Origin of the sequence: Streptococcus sanguinis, from assembly GCF_020729725.1 — a bacterium.
GTDB lineage: Bacteria > Bacillota > Bacilli > Lactobacillales > Streptococcaceae > Streptococcus > Streptococcus sanguinis_V.
In genome coordinates this window covers 127,892-149,773 of sequence record NZ_JAJEPA010000015.1, presented here as the reverse complement: position 1 = coordinate 149,773, position 21,882 = coordinate 127,892, and the positions used below count along the sequence as shown (strand labels likewise).

Annotated in this window: 22 protein-coding genes and 1 pseudogene; 6 read left to right on the top strand and 17 right to left on the bottom strand. The window is 41.2% G+C overall.

Going from position 1 to position 21,882, the window contains the following annotated elements; genetic code table 11:
* Positions 1–277: 277 nt before the first annotated feature.
* The 3 genes from K4I03_RS09810 to tgt form a co-directional block, all read right to left on the bottom strand.
* Positions 278–1,009, bottom strand: coding sequence for a hypothetical protein (locus K4I03_RS09810; RefSeq protein WP_227965083.1), 732 nt, complete (start codon positions 1,007–1,009; stop codon positions 278–280).
* 194 nt (positions 1,010–1,203) lie between these two features.
* Positions 1,204–1,842 (bottom strand): uridine kinase family protein, encoded by a 639-nt coding sequence (locus K4I03_RS09805; protein ID WP_227965081.1) that lies wholly within the window; start codon positions 1,840–1,842, stop codon positions 1,204–1,206.
* Between the two features lie 25 nt (positions 1,843–1,867).
* The gene (gene tgt, locus K4I03_RS09800) at positions 1,868–3,010 is read right to left on the bottom strand and encodes a tRNA guanosine(34) transglycosylase Tgt (RefSeq protein WP_002898736.1); all 1,143 of its coding nucleotides are present in this window, start codon (positions 3,008–3,010) and stop codon (positions 1,868–1,870) included.
* A gap of 152 nt (positions 3,011–3,162) precedes the next feature.
* Here tgt and K4I03_RS09795 point away from each other — a divergent pair, with 152 nt between their 5' ends.
* Positions 3,163–4,083: a DUF975 family protein gene (locus tag K4I03_RS09795; RefSeq protein ID WP_227965079.1), complete on the top strand. Its 921-nt coding sequence runs from the start codon at positions 3,163–3,165 to the stop codon at positions 4,081–4,083.
* A gap of 57 nt (positions 4,084–4,140) precedes the next feature.
* On the opposite strand, the gene K4I03_RS09790 is transcribed toward K4I03_RS09795, so the two are convergent.
* The 4 genes from K4I03_RS09790 to polA form a co-directional block, all read right to left on the bottom strand.
* Positions 4,141–4,722, bottom strand: a complete 582-nt coding sequence (locus tag K4I03_RS09790; RefSeq protein WP_227965078.1) for an AbiH family protein — start codon at positions 4,720–4,722, stop codon at positions 4,141–4,143.
* 319 nt (positions 4,723–5,041) lie between these two features.
* Positions 5,042–5,542, bottom strand: a complete 501-nt coding sequence (locus K4I03_RS09785; RefSeq protein ID WP_227965076.1) for a kinase — start codon at positions 5,540–5,542, stop codon at positions 5,042–5,044.
* 1 nt (position 5,543) lies between these two features.
* A complete protein-coding gene (locus K4I03_RS09780) occupies positions 5,544–5,981 on the bottom strand; it encodes a CoA-binding protein (protein ID WP_111723147.1) in 438 nt (145 codons plus the stop codon).
* Positions 5,982–6,141: 160 nt separating this feature from the next.
* Entirely contained in the window at positions 6,142–8,784 is a 2,643-nt protein-coding gene (gene polA, locus K4I03_RS09775) for a DNA polymerase I (RefSeq protein WP_227965074.1), read from the bottom strand.
* 148 nt (positions 8,785–8,932) lie between these two features.
* Between polA and K4I03_RS09770 the strand changes: the two genes are divergently transcribed.
* From K4I03_RS09770 to K4I03_RS09750, 5 genes are all read left to right on the top strand, one after another.
* Positions 8,933–9,835 carry a helix-turn-helix domain-containing protein gene (locus K4I03_RS09770; protein ID WP_223344390.1) on the top strand — a complete coding sequence of 301 codons (903 nt, stop codon included), beginning with the start codon at positions 8,933–8,935 and terminating at the stop codon, positions 9,833–9,835.
* A 197-nt stretch (positions 9,836–10,032) separates the two neighbouring features.
* Positions 10,033–10,242, top strand: coding sequence for a hypothetical protein (locus tag K4I03_RS09765; RefSeq protein ID WP_223344391.1), 210 nt, complete (start codon positions 10,033–10,035; stop codon positions 10,240–10,242).
* Positions 10,243–10,324: 82 nt separating this feature from the next.
* Positions 10,325–11,149: an ABC transporter ATP-binding protein gene (locus K4I03_RS09760; protein ID WP_223344392.1), complete on the top strand. Its 825-nt coding sequence runs from the start codon at positions 10,325–10,327 to the stop codon at positions 11,147–11,149.
* Positions 11,142–11,891, top strand: a complete 750-nt coding sequence (locus K4I03_RS09755; RefSeq protein WP_227965072.1) for an ABC transporter permease — start codon at positions 11,142–11,144, stop codon at positions 11,889–11,891. The genes K4I03_RS09760 and K4I03_RS09755 overlap by 8 nt, the downstream gene beginning before the upstream one ends.
* A 314-nt stretch (positions 11,892–12,205) precedes the next feature.
* Complete coding sequence (locus K4I03_RS09750; RefSeq protein WP_223344394.1) at positions 12,206–12,682, top strand: YcxB family protein; 477 nt, start codon at positions 12,206–12,208, stop codon at positions 12,680–12,682.
* Between the two features lie 47 nt (positions 12,683–12,729).
* On the opposite strand, the gene K4I03_RS09745 is transcribed toward K4I03_RS09750, so the two are convergent.
* The 10 genes and pseudogenes from K4I03_RS09745 to K4I03_RS09700 form a co-directional block, all read right to left on the bottom strand.
* A complete protein-coding gene (locus K4I03_RS09745; protein ID WP_046164859.1) occupies positions 12,730–13,344 on the bottom strand; it encodes an HAD-IA family hydrolase in 615 nt (204 codons plus the stop codon).
* Positions 13,341–14,618 (bottom strand): MATE family efflux transporter, encoded by a 1,278-nt coding sequence (locus K4I03_RS09740; protein WP_227965070.1) that lies wholly within the window; start codon positions 14,616–14,618, stop codon positions 13,341–13,343. The genes K4I03_RS09745 and K4I03_RS09740 overlap by 4 nt, the downstream gene beginning before the upstream one ends.
* A 182-nt stretch (positions 14,619–14,800) precedes the next feature.
* Positions 14,801–15,736: a YitT family protein gene (locus K4I03_RS09735; protein ID WP_009659199.1), complete on the bottom strand. Its 936-nt coding sequence runs from the start codon at positions 15,734–15,736 to the stop codon at positions 14,801–14,803.
* Positions 15,723–17,477, bottom strand: a complete 1,755-nt coding sequence (aspS, locus tag K4I03_RS09730; RefSeq protein ID WP_227965068.1) for an aspartate--tRNA ligase — start codon at positions 17,475–17,477, stop codon at positions 15,723–15,725. The genes K4I03_RS09735 and aspS overlap by 14 nt, the downstream gene beginning before the upstream one ends.
* A gap of 170 nt (positions 17,478–17,647) precedes the next feature.
* A complete protein-coding gene (locus K4I03_RS09725) occupies positions 17,648–17,860 on the bottom strand; it encodes a hypothetical protein (RefSeq protein WP_227965066.1) in 213 nt (70 codons plus the stop codon).
* Between the two features lie 316 nt (positions 17,861–18,176).
* Positions 18,177–18,551: pseudogene (locus tag K4I03_RS09720) on the bottom strand (hypothetical protein).
* 241 nt (positions 18,552–18,792) lie between these two features.
* Positions 18,793–19,098 (bottom strand): hypothetical protein, encoded by a 306-nt coding sequence (locus tag K4I03_RS09715; protein ID WP_003007809.1) that lies wholly within the window; start codon positions 19,096–19,098, stop codon positions 18,793–18,795.
* Between the two features lie 11 nt (positions 19,099–19,109).
* Positions 19,110–20,594 carry a hypothetical protein gene (locus tag K4I03_RS09710; RefSeq protein ID WP_227965064.1) on the bottom strand — a complete coding sequence of 495 codons (1,485 nt, stop codon included), beginning with the start codon at positions 20,592–20,594 and terminating at the stop codon, positions 19,110–19,112.
* A gap of 159 nt (positions 20,595–20,753) precedes the next feature.
* Positions 20,754–21,410, bottom strand: a complete 657-nt coding sequence (locus K4I03_RS09705) for a hypothetical protein (RefSeq protein ID WP_227965062.1) — start codon at positions 21,408–21,410, stop codon at positions 20,754–20,756.
* 60 nt (positions 21,411–21,470) lie between these two features.
* A complete protein-coding gene (locus K4I03_RS09700; RefSeq protein WP_227965061.1) occupies positions 21,471–21,833 on the bottom strand; it encodes a hypothetical protein in 363 nt (120 codons plus the stop codon).
* Positions 21,834–21,882 lie beyond the last annotated feature (49 nt).

Genomic DNA, 21,882 nt, shown 5'->3' with positions numbered 1-21,882 from the left:
GAGCGTGTCGCAACCTCTTGCATCAAAGCTACACACTGTATTTTTACAGCACCATAATATCTTAACACAAAGAACCAGTCATTGCAAGGGATTTGAGTAATTTTTTAAAGATTTTTAGGATAATTTTTTATGAAAGTGTTTTCTTTATTAATAACTATACCTTGTTCTTCAATTCAACTCGAAAAGTTCAGCTTATAATGGATGTAATCAGGGTTAAAATATAGAAAAAAGCTGCTTTGAAAGCAACTTTATAGATTTTATTCCAGATTGATTTCTCTTAGAATTTCTTCCAAGTTAAACTATCCAAATCTAAACGGTCAGCTTGGCTAAGACCAAATTGGCTTTCGCCAGCATCTGCAGTCTTTGTGAAATCAATTTGCTGAAGGATTTCGGGCTCCTGATTCTGATTAGATAGCTGATAGAGGGTTGCTTGACCGTTTCCGCTTCCAGAATGCCAGTGAGAGCTTAAGACACGGCCGTCTCGGTAAACAAAGAGAGTTACCCTAGAACCTCCGACACTAGCTGCATGTGACTCTCCCAACAAGGCTGGCTCCTGACCTTTGAGGTAATAAAGAGATACTAAGTGGTAAGGGTTTTCTCCAAACTTAGCTCCAACCAAGAGCTCCTTTTGCCCATCACCATTGAGGTCGTGAAAGCTATAGGCAAGGGCATCTGGCTGTGCTAATATATTATCTACCGTCCAGTATTCTAGAGGGAAGTGCAGCTGATTTCGAAGATTTTCTGTCGCTTGAGTATCAGAGCTATTGCTCGACAAAAGCAAACGATAGTCTTCAAAAACCTTTTGGTAAGATTCCTCATCAGACTTCACCGGTTTCTCTTGGCTGCTGGAAGAGCTTGCTTCACTAGAAGAACTGGCTTGACTAGATGATACAGATTGGCTTTGGCTAGCAGAAGTTTTAGGCTTTTCTACCGCCTTTTGCTGACTGCAACCTTGCAGAATCAAAACTAGAGCTGTTGCCAAAATAGCCTTTGTAGTTATTCTTTTCATGATATACTCCTTGATTTATATATATATATTCAATGTAATTAACTCAGAAAACGGATGATTTCTTTCAAAATAACAAACACTCTATCTATTTTACCATATAGACCCGGCCTTGAATAGAAAGAAAAGAAAAGAAAAATCTCACTGACGCACATCAGTGAGATTAGAAACGAAAATTTATCCTTGGCTATTTTGTTTTATAGTAAGGGGCTGTCCTTTTCGATGCGAAAACTGTTGCCTGACTGGCAGATGACAAGGTCTGCAGCCGCTAGATAGGGCTGATAAAAGTGCCTATATTGCTCTCGTCGAGCCAGATGCGTCTGCTCTATCCACTCTGGCCTGCGCTCTCGCACAGCCACATCCCGTGCCAAGCGTCGTTCTAACTCAGTCTGATCGTCCGTGTAAAAGCAAAGCGACAAATCAAACAAACTTTCAGGCAAAAAGGCAGCCGACATACCTTCTACTATCAGAATAGGCTTTTGGGCTGATAATCGCAAGCTAGGCGACCAAGCTGTGCCAATGGTCAGAATATCCAGACCAGACTGCAAGGCACAAATATCTCGCTCCAGACTCCCGAGTTCATGAACAGCTGGGAGGCAGGCTGTGACTTTTTGATGAGGAAAATCTTTGGAACTGAGCAAATCTCGATACTCTCCAGTAATTACATAAGGATCTGTTTCCAGCAGATTGGCTCGGTCCTCACCCAAGGCTAGCTGGAGTTTTCGAGCAAAAGTTGACTTCCCCGAAGCACCATGACCGTAAATACGCAGGGTGTGTTTCTGGTCGTCTGACAGATAAGCTGTCAATCTTTTCAGCAATTTCTCTTCATCAGACATGGCTTCTCCTTTCAAATGGAGATTCTTAGAAATTTCGGCTGGATTTATTGTAGCCGTAGCGCTCAATAAAGTCTTCACGGAATTCAAGCAAGTTGTCATCCATGATGGCTTGGCGGACTTTCTTCATAAGGTTCACCAAGAAGTAGAGGTTGTGATAGCTGGTCAGGCGGATGCCAAAGGTTTCGTCCGCTTTGAGCAAGTGGCGGATATAGGCCCGCGTGTAGTTGCTACATGTGTAGCAGTCGCAGTCATGGTCCAGCGGCGTGAAATCTTCCTCAAACTGAGCATTTTTAACGACTAAGCGTCCTTCGCTGGTCATACAGGTACCGTTTCGGGCAATGCGCGTCGGCAGAACGCAGTCAAACATATCCACACCACGAATAACACCATCGATTAAGCTATCTGGCGCACCTACTCCCATAAGATAGCGAGGCTTGTTTTCAGGCAGCATAGGCGTTGTGAAGTCCAGCACAGCATTCATCTCTTCATGAGACTCACCAACAGCCAAACCTCCAATAGAGTAGCCCGGAAAATCCATGCTGACCAAGTCTTGAGCAGACTGACGACGCAAATCTTCAAATCCAGCACCCTGAACAATCCCAAAGAGTCCTTGGTCGTGTGGACGGCTGTGGGCCTTGAGTCCACGCTCTGCCCAACGGCTAGTCCGCTCAATGGACTTCTTGACATAGTCATACGGCTGGTAGAACTGCGGGCATTCATCAAAGGACATCATAATGTCACTGCCCAGATTGTTCTGGATGGAGATGGCCTTTTCTGGTGACAGGAACATTTTGGAACCATTGAGGTGGTTTTTAAAGGTTACTCCTTCTTCTGTGATATTGCGGCTGTCAGCTAGAGAATAGACCTGAAAACCACCGCTATCCGTCAGAATTGGCTGATCCCAGTTCATGAACTTGTGCAAGCCACCTGCACGAGCAATCAGCTCATCGCCCGGCCGCAGCCAAAGGTGATAAGTATTGGACAAGATGATACCTGAACCCATTTGCTTGAGCTCTTCTGGTGACTGGGTCTTGACCGTCGCCTGGGTCCCAACCGGCATAAACATAGGCGTCGGAAAAGTCCCGTGAGGCGTGATAATTTCCCCCAAACGAGCACCTGTATGCTTTTCTTTTTTAATCAAACGATACTGAATCGGTGATGTTGACATGTTTCCTCCTGCTGGGAAAAACAGTCCCAGCGATTTTTCTTCTATATAATGAGCAACAATAGCTCACAAGATACCGTATGATTTTACCAAAAAAACCTCTATCTGTCACGGGGTATGATATAATGTAACAGACAAATCCAAATGGAGGAATTATGAATCTAAGTAACATCAGAGCTCAGGCTCGTACCGTCCGCAGTCAAACGAGGGGGATTTTTCTTTTGTTTGCGGCCCCAACCCTTGTCAGCATCCTCAGCATCTTACTTTCCCTTAAAGACAATCTAAGAGATTCCATTCCCAGCCTAACTTTTAGCCAGTCCATCTATCTTCTCATTAGCAAAAATCTTTTCCCGACAACAATTCAGTTTATCTTGACTTTGCTACTGCTTTCTGCCAGCTATACCATGATGAAGGTCCTTCGTAAGACAAAGGATGACGTTGGTTTTTCAGATATTGGCCAGCTTTTTACGAGCAAGACTTTCACACCTGTCTTCAAGACGGTTTTGCTCAAGCATCTGCTGATTTTTCTTTGGAATATTCCTATGTTCTGCGGGAGTCTTCTAGCAATCTTTAATGCCTATAAAATCCTCTCTATTACGGAAAAAATCCCAGCCCATACAGTAGTGACGGCTCAAAGTGCTGCAGGCCAGCAGATTCTTCAATACACCCCTGGTATGTTACTGGGAAGCCTCTTGATATTCACTGGCTTAGGTATTGCCATCCCTCAGTACTATGCCTATGCTCAAGCAGAGTTCATCCTCTATGACCAGCTTGAGGCTGGGAGTTACCAGGGAGCTTTCTATGCTATCCGTCAAAGCCGGAAGCTAATGAAAGGCTATAAAGGAAAGCTTTTTATGCTTAATCTGAGCTTCATCGGCTGGAATTTATTGGCCAGATTAACTTACGGCTTGCTGAATTTTATAGTTCTCCCTTATACAGCGACTGCTTACATTCTCTTTTACGAAGAATTAAAAAAAGAAAAAACAATCTCAAAAGAAAACAACCCACAGGCACAGGACTCGAAAAAACACTGTAATTGTCGAAATTCAAAACTTATTGACAAAAGAAATATCTGATAGGACTAGTGATGGTTATAGATTGATTCAGTTTAAAGATATTCTACATATTGTCGATTATTTAGGGATAGATACAAAAAGCACCTGATACACAATAGAAGAGATAAAATTAAATGAATATAATAAAAGAATAGAAGCAGTCCCGACTACAGAATGAAAATTTAAATAGTCGTAGTGTGTATGAGAAGTAAGAAAATTGTAAATTTTTTTATCTAATTCCGTTACTCTGGAAAATTCATTGACTAATTGAAGAATATCATTATCAGACCTTTGATTTTTCTTATAAAAATCAGAATATAAAGATTCATTATTTTCAATTTCTTTCTTTACATCATGAAGTAAATTAAAGTGAAACAGAAATTCTAGATTCTGAAGTTCCATAAGAATATTAAATTCTATATCAGTCCAGTTATGATTTTTATGTTTATCATTTTTGTTAGTATAATCGAAAACCCTATACCAATAATTATTATTTTGAGACTCTTTTAAAAAAATATAATCAAAAAAATCTGAATAAGATGATTTCAAACCACAAGCAAGATCAAAGCCGTTACCAAGGATAATAAGTTGTTCGCTAAACTCACTTTTTCTTTTTTTTATATATTCTGAATTTAGTGGTTCAATACTAAAATGATTCATTTAAGTCACTTTCTGATATACTGTATATTGAACTTTTCTAAGTTCTTCTTTTGCTTCTATTATACTCTATTATAACTAAAAGTCTATATGTAACTCCAAAATAGTATTCAGTTAAAAATTAATTTAGTTCGTTAAATAGAAAAATATAAAAAAGAAGAGAGAGTCATTTTGCATTCAGTAATTACCAAATTAGTACCAAAAATGAGAAAATAGAGCCAATTCAAGTTTTATAAGAAAAAAATAAAGCTGATACAATAAGATTTAATTTATTAAAAATAGTCTTATTTGGACTCCTTGTCCTAACCTTGTGAGTTGTTTTTTATTTAGTCTTGTCGAGGGCAGAGCAGATTTTGTCAAAGGCTGCCTCTAGTGAATCCTCATCTGTGAAAAAGACTTCCTCTTCCCAGCCTAAGAAATCCCGTTCTTTCCACCAGCGCTTCATGTCGGCTGGGGTAAATTCTTCTTGTTTAGCTCTGGTCTGATGACGGCGGACCGTTTCTTCAAAAGTCAAATCATAGTAATACGCTAGAGTCTGAGAACCAAATAAATTCCGCAGTAGCTCTAGCATCTGTCCGTATATGTCTGTCTCATAAAACCCTTCTACCAGAACCAGCAGATCATGTTCATAACCGAAGCGAGCCAGCGTTTCCGTCAGGTCAATAGACAAATTTCCCGGCTCAACCTTTTCCTTGAGCATGTCCCGTCTAATCGTATCCTGCGCAATCAAGAGAGTACCTCGACCGTAGTGAGCCTGTAGTTTCTTGGTTAGGCTAGACTTGCCAGAGCCGGAATTGCCACGAATGATGACTAACTTAGCCATCTTATTCGCCCAGAATCAAGCGGGTATGCTCGCGCTTAATGCAACGATCCATGACAATATCATCCCGACCGGCTTTCCGTAAAATCTGCTCAGCTTCTTCATTCTCCAAGCCCAACTGAGCCCAGAAAATCTTGGCATCTGCTTCCAGAAAATCACGCGCTACATCTGGCAAAAACTCACTGCGACGGTATACATCGACAATATCAACTGGGAAAGGAATATCTTTGAGACTAGCATAAACAGTTTCACCAAAAATCTGACTGCCCGCTGCCCGCGGATTGACTGGGATAATGCGATAGCCTCGCTCCTGCATCTCCTTGGACACACGGTTACTGGTCGTTTCTTCACGGTCAGACAGGCCAACAACAGCAATCACCTTGCTGTTTTCCAGATAATGCTTGACAATGGCATCACTGGGATTTTGAAAATGATAAGTCATAGGCTTCCTCCTTATTCATAATAAAGTTGGATATTTTTGTAGTATTCATGTTTTAACAGAATCTAGGCTAAACACTGTGTGAAAAAGACAAGCTTCCTCGCATTCATCGAACGCTAAGTCAGCTTTCTATTTTCACTTTGTGTTTTACGCCCTTGATATCTTATTTTGCCTCGTACCAAGTTTGGCCGGCATTTTCATCAGCCACTAGTGGAACGGCTAGCTCAATCGCGGCTTCCATGGTTTCTTTGACTAGCTGGCGGACGGCTGTTAGCTCGTCATTGGGCACTTCCAGCACGATTTCATCGTGTACCTGCAAGAGCATGCGCGACTTGAAATTCTTCTCTGTCAGAGCTCGATCCAGATTAATCATGGCGACTTTGAGAATGTCTGCGGCCGATCCTTGGATGGGGCTGTTAATGGCTGTGCGCTCCGCAAAATTTCGGATGTTAAAGTTGCGGGAATTGATGTCCGGCAAAGAGCGACGACGATGGTAAATGGTCTCTACATAGCCCTTATCACGCGCTTCACGAACGATGGTTTCCATATAATTCTTGATACCAGGGAAACGCTCAAAATAGGTCTCAATGTAGTCCTTAGCAGCCTTGCGGGAAATACCCAGATTATTGGCTAGGCCAAAGTCGGAAATTCCATAGACTACTCCGAAGTTGACAGCCTTGGCATTGCGGCGGTCATTAGGTGTCACATCCTCTGCCTTTTCAATACCAAAGACCCGCATGGCGGTAGCCGTGTGAATATCTTCTCCATGCTGAAAGGCAGCAATCAGATGCTCGTCCTGAGAAATGTGAGCCAGCACCCGCAACTCAATCTGGGAATAATCCGAGCTGAGTAGTACGCTGTCTGCCCACTCTGGCACAAAGGCCTTACGAATGAGTCGCCCCTGCTCCAAACGAACGGGGATATTCTGCAGGTTCGGGTCAACCGAGGACAGGCGGCCCGTCTGAGTCAAATCCTGAACATAGCGAGTATGAATCTTGCCGTCAGACGCTATCGCCTCCTGAAGTCCGATGATATAAGTAGACTGGAGCTTGCTGATTTGACGGTATTCCAGAATCTTAGACACAATCGGTGCTATCGGTGCTAAACGCTCCAGTACATCCACCGCTGTCGAGTAGCCCGTCTTGGTCTTTTTGGTGTACTCCAGCGGCAACCCCATATCCTCAAAGAGAATGGTTCCCAGCTGTTTCGGTGAGTTAATATTAAACTCCTGACCAGCCAGATCATAAATCTCCTGGGTCAGACTTTCCAGCGTCTTTTCATTTTCTGCCTGCATGCCCTGCAGGGTTTCCCGCTCAACCTTGATTCCTGCAATCTCCATCTTGGCTAGGACAAAGGCCAGCGGCTGCTCCATTTCAAACAACAAATCCAGTTGATCGTGGGAACGAAGTTGCTCTTGCATCGGCTCTTCAGTTTCCAACAGTACCTGAACCTTACGAGCCAGATGCTCAAAGAGCTGCTCTTGCTCTGGCAGAGCACGCTTGGCCCCCTTGCCATAAACCTCATCATCAGTTGGCAGGATTGTTTGGCCGTAGAGGCGAGCAATAGTCGCCAGCTCATTATCCTCGACCGTCGAAAGCAGATACTTGGCTAGGCGCGCATCAAAGGTTGCTGCTGGCAGTTCAATGCCGTAATGACTGAGCAGTACCTTGGCCCGCTTGAGGTCGTAGGTTTTCAGAGCTGTTTTTGTCAAGAACTCCTGAAAGAGAGGCTGCTGCAGTAAATCGCTGGAACCGACATAAATCTGACGGCTATCGCCCCAGGCAAGACCAACAATCTCTTCCTTATGGTAGTTGTCACCCAAGATTTCAAAATAGAAAAATTGCTCCGGTCCCAACATATCTGCTGTCACCTCAGTCACTTTGGTAAATTCAATTGGTTTGACTTCTACTGGCTCCTGACCAGTTCCTAGCTGAGCTTTGAGTTGCTTGAAGCCCATCTCGTCGTAGAACTTGCTCAGTGCCTCTACCTGCGGACCCTTATAAACCAAATCATCTAGCCCGATTTCAATCGGAGCCTGAGTATTGATAGTGGCTAGGGTTTTTGATAAGAAGGCCTTGTCCTTGTCATTAATTAGGTTTTCCTTCATCTTGGAAGCCTTGAGCTGGTCAATGTTTTCATAGAGATTTTCCAAAGAGCCATACTCCAAGAGGAGCTTGAGGCCAGTCTTCTCACCGATCTTAGTCACACCGGGGATATTGTCCGATTGATCGCCCATCAGCGCCTTGAGGTCAATAAACTGCTCTGGCGTGATACCCATCTTTTCCATGAGGTAGGCTGGTGTAAACTCCTCAAACTCGGCCACGCCTTTCTTGGAAATTTCCACCACGGTATTATCATCCGTCAGCTGAATCAAGTCTTTATCGCCGCTGACAATGGTCACATCGTAAGGCACTGTTGTTTTTTCAGCCATCTTGTCCAAGGTCCCGATGATGTCATCTGCCTCGTATTGGGCTAAATCGTAGAAGTGAATGCCTAAGTGCTGCAGCATTTCTCGGATAAAGGGCAGCTGCTCACGAAATTCATCTGGTGTCTTGGCCCGACCAGCCTTATAGTCGGCGTACATCTCAGTCCGGAAGGTCGTCTTACCAGCATCAAAAGCTACCAGGACATGGGTCGGCTGCACGCGCTCCAAGAGATGATTGAGCATGAGGTGAAAGCCATAAATAGCATTAGTATGCAGACCAGATGGACTCTTGAAACGGTCGATTTGATTATAAAGCGCAAAAAAAGCGCGAAAAGCAACGGACGAACCGTCGATTAATAATAACTTATTCTTATTTTCCATAGGTTTATTATAACACACATCAATCAACACCCCAAAGCCATAAAGTTAGCATTCTTCATATAAAATCTTATACAAAAATTTAAAAAATGTTAAAATATAAATATAGGTAGTGTTTTTTTATATCTAGTATCGTTTGAAGAGGCAGTAGATGAAAAATTTAGAAATAGGGAAACGTATTCGTGCATTACGGACTGAAAAAGGATTGAGTCGAGAAGCATTTTGTGGAGATGAAAAACATCTTACGGTTCGCCAGTTAGGGCGAATTGAAACAGGGAACAACCTACCTAGCTTGGCTAAATTAGATTATATAGCTGAAGTGTTAGGAGTTCCGATATCTCAGTTAATTGATGAACGATTGCTAATTGTTCCTAAAGAATATTTAAAATTAAAAACAAAATTGATTCGTCAATCTATTCATGGAGATGAAGAAAAAATCCACCAACGTGAAGCTATCTTTGAAGACATTCAAGAACGTTTTTATGATCAACTCCCTGAGGATGAACAAATAGCAGTTGAGGTTCTACAAGCTATTGATGATGTATATGTTTCTGAAAATGCCGAATTTGGAGAAGGTTTAATTGAGGAATATTTTGAACAAACAATGTTACGAACAGAATATTCGACAAATGATTTACTACTGTTGTACTTGTATTTTTTGTCTCTAGCTGTTAATTCAGAACGAGATGAAATAACTTTAAAAAAAGTTTGTCTAAATATTGTATCTCAAACAAATTACGAAGATGCCAGTTATACTCATCTATTGCAAAGGGTACTTATAGGATTAGTTCTTTATCAAATCGATATTGATTATCATGAATTTATTCCTGAAATATTGAGTATGTTAAGAGAAATTATGATTGAAATAGGAGACACTAGTTTAAAACCCACAGTTGATTATTTAGAAGCAAAGTATTACCTCTATGGTAAAGGAAATGAAGAAAAAGCCCTACAGTATTACGACAAAGCTATTATGGGAGCAGAGTTTTTAAATGATAATTTATTTAAAAACCAAGTTTTAGAGGAAAAAAATCTAGACTTCCCAAACATTTGATTTGTACATAATAGATATTATTTTCAATAACTGAAACAACAGGACATAAATGTCAGTAGACAAAGATGTCCTGTTGTTTTTTATTGTAGAGGATTACAATAGACAATGTAAGGAATAACAATAATACAGAGAAGGAGATAGTATGTTTTTATCGGCATTAGCTACTATTACAGCCACTATTTGGTTTTGGAGATAACATGGAAAATATTAACTATTATTTAGAAGAAAAAGAAGTTAAGTCAGATTATTTAATAATAAAAAACTGTCTAGGCAGTCGAAGGTTATGTAAAGTGACAATAGATGACAAACTATTTAAATTACTTTTGTTACTTCCAAATGAGGTTAAAGAAGTTAAAATTTCATCCAAATTAAAAAACAAAATAAAAGTAATTGATATAACAGAATAGAAAGGAGAAACTATGATTTTTATGCCAGTACCAATGTTGTGGTGGATGTGGTTCAGAAAATAAATTAGAAAGAGGTAATAAAATGATTAAGGTAGAAAGAGTTACAAAGCGATTTGGAGATAATATTGCTTTAAATCAAATTAGTTTTTCAATAAACGAAGGAGAAATTTTTGGATTCCTAGGTCCATCTGGCTCAGGAAAAACAACAATGATCAATATTCTGACAGGACAGCTACAAGCTAACAGCGGAAAGACAGAATTATTAGGGAAAGATTCTCAAAAATTACTTCCGTCAGATTTTGAAGAGTTAGGCTTAGTAGGTGACACAAGTGGTTATTACGAAAAATTAAGTTTGTACAATAACTTGTTGCTATTTGCAAGACTATACGGAGTTTCAAAATCTCGAATTGAAGAAATTCTAAAACAAGTTGGTCTGTATGATAGTAAAGACACTCCAGCTGAGAAGCTTTCTACAGGAATGCGTCAACGAATGCTTTTAGCTCGTGCTTTAATCAACTATCCTAAGGTATTATTTTTAGATGAGCCTACGAGTGGATTAGATCCTACTACATCAAAGAAAATGCATAAACTATTACAGGAATTGAAAGAAAAAGGAACAACAATCTTTTTAACCACTCATGATATGAATGAGGCAACTCTTTTATGCGATGATTTGGCTCTTTTGAATAAAGGTCATCTTGTTGAGCAGGGAAGCCCTAAAAATATCATCCAAAAATATAACACGGAAAAGAAAGTTGAACTTACTTATAGCGATACAAGTAGAGAAATAATCAACTTCGAGGCCTTGAAAGAAGAGAACTACCAAAAAATTATGATGATTCACTCATGTGAACCAACACTTGAAGATATTTTTATTAAATTGACAGGAGAAAAATTAGATGCTTAAACGAATTTTAGCCCTTATTTGGTTGAGGACACAAGTATTATTGAATAACAAAAACACTTTAGTTCAGGTAATATTCCCGTTCTTTCTAGTTCTGCTTTTCCAAAATTTCATGAATACTGATGGAACTCAAGGGAAAACATTGCTATATAGTAGTTTAACAATGGCCTTCTCATTCTCTTCAGGTTCAATGATTTCAAGTTCGATTGCAGAAGAAAAAGAGAAAAGAATTTTTAAAACTCTTGTTTTAAGTGGGGTTCGCCGTGGAGAATATCTTGTTTCTGTTCTATTTTATCCTGTAATCTTTGCCTCAGCAGCAATTATTGCCTTCCCTATAATGGTTGAATTTGATTTTGGAACAGATTACTCTATATATCTTGCTGTAGTTTCGTTAGTAGCCTTATGTACTATACTTCTGAATTTAGTTATTGGCTCTATATCAGAAACACAAACACAGGCTCAAGTTTATGGTTTAATTCCCATGTTAGCTTTATCATTCTTACCAATGTTTTCACAAGTTAGTTCAGAAATTAAGAATTTTATGGATACAACTTTCTTAGATATTTATGTTGATTTCTTTAATAAAGCTGATTTTAAATTAAATTTTGATAGTTTAATCGTATCTCTTTTATGGATTGTTGGATTATTTGGACTAAGTTATTGGGCTCTCAAAAATACAAAAAGACCAAAACTTCGAAAACTAACCATCAATAAATTTCCAAAACTAACACTTCTAAAAAGATAGAGGGTAGCAAATGATTGAATGATATCATTAATCTTGTTGCATAGTGTACTACAATAATATTTACCAATTCAAAACTGCTCCAAATTACTTTCTTTTTCATTATCTATAAGTGTTGCTCCTTATAATGAAAGTTATGCCTTAATAATAAATATAAAAAGCCTAAACAATTGAGAATATCTTTAAATAAAGCCGAAAGAATCACTAGTCTTCCCTAAAAGAAAATTCGACGGCCCTTGCTTCACCTAGTTCAATCGCAACATTCTCTACATCTTACCAATCCTCTGTGTTATAATAATAAAAACTGGAGGTAAAAGATGTTTCCAATCCGTATTACAACTCTTCTGACTGAAGAAGTTTATAAAAGATTTTCATGGGCCATTCTCATACGACGAAAAGGATTTGTATTATACATAATCATACTGATAATCGGGCTGTTCGCCTACGTGATGTTCAGTCCGTTAGAGAAAAAGATAATATCTATCATATTGGCTCCCCCTATTTGCGCCTCTATGTACTATTTTGGCATGAATTATCAGATAAAGAGGGCCTATCAAAAAAATCCTTTATTTCAGAACATGGAGGTCACTCTGATATTTGACAGAGAGTCTTTTGTAGCTCAGAATAAGCGCAGAGAATTTCACTATACCTATGATGATATTGTCAAAGTCATTATGACAAAGCAAGATTTTTATATCTTGATAGGGGAGAACACTGGTTTTGCAATTGAAAAAAAGAACTGCACACCCGAGGCTCTTGAGTTCTTGTTAGAACTTCACATTGAAAATATGTAAAAGAAAAAGCAGGCTAGACTGACAGTAGATCAGCTCTGGTCTGCTTTTTATCTTGTAAATAATTGCTTGATCTCCACCAACTTCTCGATTTTCTGATTGATTTCTGGTCGGTAGTCACAGAAGTTAATGCTCTGGATGCCACTGTTGAATGCGACATCCACATCCAGGGTCCGGTCGCCGATATAGTAGGTTTTCTGCTTATCCAGGCCATATTTCTCGAGTAGATAGTCAACCCCTTCTGGGTGGGGCTTGCGCTCAAAGCCGTTGGCTGTTGTGATGATTTCTGTAAAATAGTCATGAATACCCAAGTCTTGTAAAATTTGATGGGCATTGAGTCCCTTGTGGGTATAGACAAACTGGGCAATGCCCTGCTCTTCAGCCCAGGCCAGAATCTCTGCCGCTCCTTCCATCAAATGAACCTGAGCATTCTTCTCCTTTAGGCTTGCTCCACGGAAGACATTCATCTCAGCAGCGTCCAGCCCCTTCTCAGATGCCACTTCCTCCAAGAGCTTCTGGACAGAGTGCTTTAGGATATAGCTGTGAATACTTTCTCTGTCAAAGTCCAGACCATAGTGAGCATAGGTTTCTTCAATCCCTGCCAAAATAGCATCGTAGGAGTCTAGCAATGTGCCGTCCAAATCCCAAATAAAAGCTGTTGTCATGTGATTTTCCTCATTTTTCTGTCAAATAAAACCTTTAAAAATAGCCAGCGGAAGCCATTGTCCAAGAGCGTCCCAGCCCAGACCCCCGGAAGGCCCAAGCCAAAGGTCACACCCAACAAATAGCCTGAGATGATGCGAATCAGCCACATACCAATTGTCGTGGCATAAAAGGGCAGTCTAGCATTGCCCAGTCCCTGCCAGACAGCTGTGTAAATCACGGTTCCCACTGCCATGGGAGTCCCCAGTAGGGAGAAGAGGATGACTAGAAGACTGGCTGTGATAGCTCCGCTATTATCCGTATAGAGCAAGGTCAGTGGCCGACCAAAAGCAAAAATCCCTAGAGCCACGGGTAGCATACAAGCAAAAGACAACCAGAAGGTCCGCTTGCGAATCAGACTGACCGCTTGCATATCTCCCTCACCAACCGCATGGGCGACCAGCATGACTGTTGCTGTTGCGACCCCAAAGGCAGGCATATAGTTAAACTGAGTCAGAACTTCACCGATGGCATTTCCCGCTACTGCTTCCGTGCCAAAGGCGACCACAATAGCGATAATCACCACGTCACCCGCCCGCATCATGAGACGCTCTCCTGCAGCTGGCAAAGACAGGCGCAAGAGCTCTCCATCTAAGCCCCAGCGCCAGCGAATTGTAGACAAATCCAGCTCCCGCCAGAGAATCAGCACACCGACCAAACGAGCCAGCACCGTTCCCAGCGCTACACCGACAATACCAAGCCCAAAGACATAAATCCCCAGACCGGAAAAGAGGGCATTGAGGACATTGGTCAGAAGACTGACATACATGGGGAATCTAGGATTGCGTGTGACACGCACTAAAGCTCCAAAAGAAGTCATCAAGCCTAGCAGAACAATTGTCCCACCAACCAGAGCCAGATAAAGACCACCTGCTTCAGCTACCGCTTTTTCCGTCCCCAGAAGATCCAGCATCTGCCTGCCAAAGAGCAGGGAAACGAGGCCTAGCAGAAGACTCATAAGCAGCGTCAGCTTGATAGCCTCGGCTGTATGATAGGCCAAACGCTCCTTGTCCCCCTGAGCCAGAGTCTTGGAGATGAGACTGGAAATAGCAGCCCCCAGCGCGATAAAGATCGCCTGATAAATCGTAATGATGTTGCCGGCCACCGAGACACCAGAGATTGCAATCAGCCCAAGACTAGCCACCAGATAGCTGTCGACCATCCCCATGAGCATCTGCAAAAAGTTCTCCGCCATAGCCGGCAAAGCGATATTCATGATTTTTTTATAAGTCGTCATAATCTGAAAATCTCCTGCATTTGTATATCCTTTCTTACTTGCAATCTCCACTCTCCACAATAGAGAATAGAAAGCGGTGGGACTATTGTCCTACCGCATATGAATCTCCTATCACAAAACCTCGTTTTAAGCACAAACTCCCACACTATACTACTTCGCATTCCCAAACTTAATGGATATCTTCACTCCTCCACAAAGAGTCCCAAGATATGGACATTATCTGCGACGGAAACGAAGGCAGCTGGATCTGTATGCTTCATGATTTGCTTAAATTCATTAAACTCAGCTCGGGTAATAACTGTCACCAGAACAGCTTTTTTCTCATGATTATAAGTTCCCTCAGCGCCATGGATTACTGTCGCCCCACGATGCAGCTTGTTATGAATCTTATCAATCACCCTATCCGGATGGCTAGTGATAATCATAGCCTGCATGCGCTTCTGCTTGGTAAAGACAGCATCCGTCACTCGGCTAGACACAAAAATAGTAATCATGGAGTACAGCGCATATTCCCAGCCAAAGGTCAGACCCGCAATTAGCATAATAATCCCATTGACAATCAGTGAAATATTCCCGACGTTCCGGCCTGTTTTTTTCCGAACAGTCAGACTGACAATATCAGTCCCACCGCTGGAAATGCTGGACTTAAGGGCAAAGCCAATCCCCGTGCCCATGACCACACCACCGAAAAGGGCGTTGATAATAGGATTGTCAGTCAAGGTTACTTCCGGCACAAACTGGATAAAAAGCGAGCTCATGGTAACCGTGATAAAGGTGAAAATGGTAAACTTATGCCCAATCTGGTACCAGGCCAGGATCATCAGCGGAATATTGATGGCGTAAAAAGTCACCGAAACCGGAATGGTGAAACCTAAGAAACGAGTACTGAGGGCAGTAATAACCTGCGCAAGACCAGTCGCCCCGCTGGAATAGACATGCCCCGGCTGAAAGAAGAAATTGACTGCGACAGCCGACAAAAAGGCATAGACAAGCGAGGCAGAAATCTTCTCATCGTACTTCTCACGCGAGATACTCTTTAAAGACCGCAAAATCTTAAAATTATAAGCAAACCTGCGGACATAATAGCGAAAGAGTTTGTAAAAATTAGTCTTCTTCATGTGCTTCCACTTGTAAACTTAATTCCTCTAGTTGAGCGACCGACACTGGGCTAGGTGCCTGTGTCATTGGATCAGAAGCCTTGTTATTTTTCGGAAAGGCGATGACTTCGCGGATATTTTCTTCACCAGCCAAGAGCATCACAAAGCGGTCCAAGCCCAGAGCTAAGCCGCCATGCGGTGGAAAACCATAGTCCATAGCCTCCAAAAGGAAGCCAAACTGCTCGGTAGCTTCTTGAGCTGAGAAACCAAGCGCCTTGAACATCAGCCCCTGCAAGTCTTTCTGGTTAATCCGAAGACTTCCGCCACCTAACTCATAGCCATTGAGGACGATATCATAGGCCACAGCCCGTACCTTGCTCAGGTCGCCTTCCAGCTCTTGCTCAGAATCTTTCTGAGGCAGGGTGAAAGGATGATGGGCACTCATGTAGCGGCCCTCTTCTTCTGACCATTCAAACATGGGCCAATCCACCACCCAAAGGTAGTTAAATGTATCAGGGTCAATCAAGCCCAACTCTTTGCCCAAGCGTACACGAAGAGCTCCCAAAGCAGCGTTTGCCACTTCCAAAGTATCAGCTACAAAGAGAATTAGGTCATTATTTTCAAGCTGTAAAGCATCTGTCAATTGACTTGTCAAGTCTGTCAAGAACTTAGCAACTGGGCCAGCCAGCTCACTATCAGCCACTTTCACCCAAGCAAGACCCTTAGCACCATGCTGTTTCGCTTGCTCTGTAAGCTTATCAATATCCTTGCGAGAGTATTTATCTGCAGCATTTTTCACCACGATTGCCTTGACAGCTGGAGCTTCTGAAAAGACCTTGAAGTCAACTCCCTTGACAAGATCTGTCAAGTCCTGCAACAACATTTCAAAACGAGTATCAGGCTTATCAACCCCATAAAGAGCCATAGCATCATCATACTTCATACGCGGGAAAGGCAGAGACACCTCAATACCCTTGGTCTCTTTCATAACACGAGCAATTAAGCCTTCTGTAATGTCCTGAATCTCCTGATCAGACAAGAAAGAAGTCTCCAAGTCTACCTGAGTAAACTCTGGCTGACGATCACCACGCAAGTCCTCATCCCGGAAGCATTTAACAATCTGGTAATAACGGTCAAAACCAGCGTTCATCAAGAGCTGCTTGGTAATCTGCGGACTTTGTGGCAGAGCGTAAAAATGCCCCTGATGAACCCGACTAGGCACCAAGTAATCACGCGCTCCTTCTGGCGTTGACTTGGACAAAAATGGTGTCTCTACATCAAGGAACTCCAGCTCATCTAGATAGTTGCGGATAGAGTGAGTCACCTTGGCACGGAGCTTGAAGTTCTCCAGCATCTCTGGCCGGCGCAAGTCCAGATAACGGTAACGCAAACGCGTATCGTCATTCACCTCAATGCCGTCTTTGATTTCAAAAGGCGTCGTCTTGGCTGTATTTAAGACAGTCAAGCTTTCCACATGTAGCTCCACGCTTCCTGTCGCCAGCTTGTCATTGACCTGCTCACGCGCAGCCACTTTACCTGTCACCTCTATCACATACTCACTGCGCAGACTTTCTGCTGTTGCCATGATCTCTGCAGCCACTGTCTCAGGATTGATGACCAGCTGCATAATGCCTTCGCGGTCGCGCAAATCAATGAAAATCAGACCGCCCAAATCCCGACGGCGGGCTACCCAGCCCTTCAAAGTGACTTCTTGACCAACATGCTCCTTGCGAACACGCCCAGCATACATAGAACGTTTCATCTTTACTCTCCAAATTTTTAATTCTGTTACTATTTTACCACAAAGCGCCTAAGAAAGCCCTTCTGTCCGTTCTTTTTCTGAAAAATATTAAAGCTCCGCATGACTATTGCTGACATTTATGACAAAAGGCCTGAGGCGATTGACCCCAGACCTACTGTCTACTCTATAGATTATTCCTTTTTCTTGCTATCTTCATAGAGACTAGGCGCAAACGCTTTTGTCACCATGGCCGTCAAGAAGCGAAAACCTCCCGCTGCCAGACCAAAAATCGGCGCCAAAGCACGGAAGAAAAAATCTCCCCGCATAAAATAACAAAGCAGACCAGTAATCACAAAAATAGCCAAGCCCTGCACCAGAACCACCAATAATATTTTCTTCATCATTCCCTCGACTTTCTATAGACTATTATAGCATAAGGGGGTGGTTGGGAGTGGAAAATTTTGTATTTTTAAAAATAACAGGATAAAAATGAGCGAAAAATAAAGACATTTTCAGATACAGAATAGCTTTCTTTTAGCAAATCAATAACTTGATAGAGACGGACTCATATAATTACTTGACGTGAGTCTGAAGGAAATCCTGTATACCTCCACTAAGTAGGTTCCCACACTCAAGATGACCTGACCGTAGAGATTGATGTTTGATGTAAAAACAAGAAATTGCTTCCAACCATCAGTGTATAAACAAGTTTCTCACAAGTCATTTTAATGGTGTCACATAATAATCAGGAAGTTTACTTATCCAGTCAATCCACATTTGCTCAGCAAGTGGACTTAATATTTCAAGCTCTTCTTGAGTAAATAAATCTCTAGTTTCAGGTAAATAAATTAATGATGTAAGGCTCTCTTCTATGAATTGTTTTTCACTAGCCTTCTTTTCTTCTTCCGTTGGTGGTCAACGGTCATTCTGTGCTTTAAAGTCAATTTCTCCTGCCGTCCTCCTGCCTAATTGATATTCATCAAAAGCAGAAGGACTAATTTCAAAGATACGACAAACTGAAGCTACTCCAAATTTTCCAAAAGTATAGTATTTCCCCTCATGTATTCGAAAATCGTAATCCTTTGGTGTCTCAATCTTCTTAAAGTCATCAAATTTTTCCTATGTTATTTTTGTCCAACTCATTTTAATTACATCGTAATTGTCTAATTATAAATTTTCCCCACGGAACTTCATCAATAACTTCTTCTAGCATATTGCCTGGGAAAGTTCATCCTCCGGGCTTCCAAAAATCATAAAAAGCAGAAGCTTCTTTTCCTCTTGGAATTCTTGTATGAGATTGAGGAAATGCTTCTAATTTTAAAATTTGATGCATTTACTATGATTCCAAGTTTTCTATTTGATTTAAAAGCTCCCATAATCTATTATTATATGCTTCAATTTCTTCATTAATTTTTAGTCGTTCCAAATAATCATTCTTCCAAACAAAAAAGTCTGATAGACCCCCTCTTGGAGGATAAAGGATATCTTTAATTTCTCTTATTGTAGGAAGTGAGTCACCATTTTCCAATGCACATTCTAATCCTTGTAAAAATGAAATTTGTACATGAATTGTTCCATCATTGTACTGATTTAATAGTGGTAATATTAATTTGATATTATCTAATAATTCTTTTCGTTTCATTTCTTTCCTCACTAATTTAATGGTTTTGAGCTAATAACCTCTACACCTTCTATTTTCCACGGAGTTTCAATAAAAATTTGTTCATATTCCAAACCACCTTGATAGATGCCTCCTTGACTCGCAACAGGTCCTCTGTATATTGTTGTGCCAGCTGGTATTTTTATTTCGTAAACTGTATTTAAAGGAGAGCTGCCAGTGTAGTTTCCTGAACGATCTGTCCAAATTGGTTTTACTGCCGTATTTATTCTAACTTCTATCTCAGAATGTGGGGCTGATTCTGTAAACCATTGCCCTAGCGCTTTGCTTTGGTCGCCAGCTCTATATAATATTTTAGGAGACTTCAAAACTTCAACATCATACCGTCCCCCATAAAAATTAACATTAGGCTGACCTCTTAAATCATTTAGTGGACCAGGATTTGTATATGAATTATATTCATAAGTTTGCAAATCGGGATATTTAGATTGAATATTATTTACTACTGGTCCATCAACATCTAAATTCTTAGGTGCACGCTGAGGCTTGACTACCGGCTGAATCCTCGTGCTTGGAATCTTAATCCTACCCGCAAAATCTGTATCCAATCCATAAATTGGCTTCCCATTGTAGACTTGATACCCCACATAAGATCCAACCATCATATCTGTCCAAGCAACCGTATCTGGAATAGCTTTGACCCATCCATAGTTTTTTGCTGTGATGATTTCAGCTTCTGTAGCCGGTTCATTAGTACTTGGATTTTTTCCTGTTTCAAGAATATATGCATTGCGCTTTGTTATATAATTTGGATCACGCCAATCAATAGGCTGTTCTTTCATCAACTGGTTAAAGCGATAGTAACTATAATCTTTCTTAGCCTTATCTGCATTAGACATCATTAGATAATCCAATTCTAACCCTATCCTGCTATTCATAAATTCTATATGTCTAGAACTCAACTCTCCAGCCGATAACTCATCTATCTCTTTCTTATCTGAGTCCCTCAAGTTCTCAAACATCTTATTGTTTCGCTGTTTTTCATCAAGAGGAGTATCCCCCAAGCTAGTCAAAAATTGATGGCGAAAATAAATATATTCAATTTGAATAGGGGTTAAACCTTTCCTTTGAGGGAAAAATTTACCAGTTTGCCGATAACTTGAATATTCATTTACTAAACCTTTATACTTTTCTTCAAGTTCAGCTAAATTATATCTATCAATTTGATCATAGAATTTCTTATCCTTTAATTTTTTGGAGATTGACTTTGGAATGGACAAGGAAGGATACTTTTTATAAAAAACTTCTAAAAAATTTAATTCTTCTCTTTTTAGTTCATCTCCTTTTTTATCCTTAACTATGAGTTTATCATATAGATTTTCTTCCTGAATTGCTTTCTCTAAACTTATATGTAACTGAACATCTGGATACTTCTTTTTAAAATCCTCAATGAAGTTTTTATCTTCATTATTTAACAAAGTTCCATTATCCACCTTATCAATCAAGCCTCGGATTTTCATCTCCTCTGCCTTGACCTGACGAGCTTGCTGTACGTACTCTAAAACAGAAGAATCCACTCGGTCTGGATAGGCCGCCGCATATCGCTCTATCGCTGTCAGCCCCGCTTCAGTCAGAGATTCACCGTTGTATACCTTATCCAGCGCTGATAGATAGTTGTTCTACATTGCTATCTCTCGATCAGCCCAGCCCTGCTCAACATCACTCACCCAAGTTAAGTCCTCCGGCAAAGCAAAGCCGCCACCGCCAAAGGAGACTGAAATACCTGACATAGCCTTAGAGACCAAGCCCTGATAACCATCTGCCGAGGCACAGGCACTTGGAGACTCCGCACTGAATGCCCTCAGATTAGCAAGTTTTTCCTGAGCAGCAGTCAGTTGATTTTGCGCTGCTGTAAGCTGATTTTGTAAACTGCTAATTCTTGCCGCATCTCCTGCTGCTGGTTTAGCTTTAGATTGAAGACCAGAAATCGAAGCGCTGAGACTCATACAACCTCTCGTTGCACTATCAATCTCCGCTTGCAGCTGTTCCTCATCTAAATTTTCTGCTCCACACTTGGCCGCATAACTATCCGCTAGTGTGTTCGCCGCATCCGCAACTGCTTCAGAGTAGAGAATGCACCCTTTATAATAAGGACTCATGACACTTGTCGCATATGCACGGGCTGCATCATAGCCTGTTCCTATCAGCTCGCCGCCGCTGCCGCCAAAGCTGTCAAAGGCACTAATCAACTGGTTGAACCCTGCTACACGTGACTGTGAGGCAGACGACATCGTAGAAGACTGTGTCTGCAGGCTAGCGTAATTTACCTTTACCATATACTTCCTTTCTGTTAGTGCATTTAGATTGCTGAAATCTTTAGCTAAAACTTTATCAACCTATTGCTTATCACGCTCCAGTTTTTTACGCTGATCATGCAGAGCAGTTAATTGCGTCTGATAAGCTTGGTAACGTTTCTTAATCGCTTTGTCTTCTTCCTCAAAGTCAACTTCCAGCGTCCGTGTAGTCGACTCAATATCATCTAAAAGATAATGGTAGAAAGCTGAATGAGACGAAGTCACCCCTAAGTCCAACAAGTTCTTAAAGTGAAATAGGGCGCTGCCTTGTGAGGACATCACATCCTCTCGCGTCACCTTAAACTGACGATATTCAACATCCAAATCCTCGATTTTATGTTCTAGTTCATACTGGCGACGATGTAACTCATCCAGCTGATCTTGTTTCGAGTTTCCTTTTTTCATTATAACCTCTTAAAATTAAATAATCAAAAACTATACTTTGTATAAACAG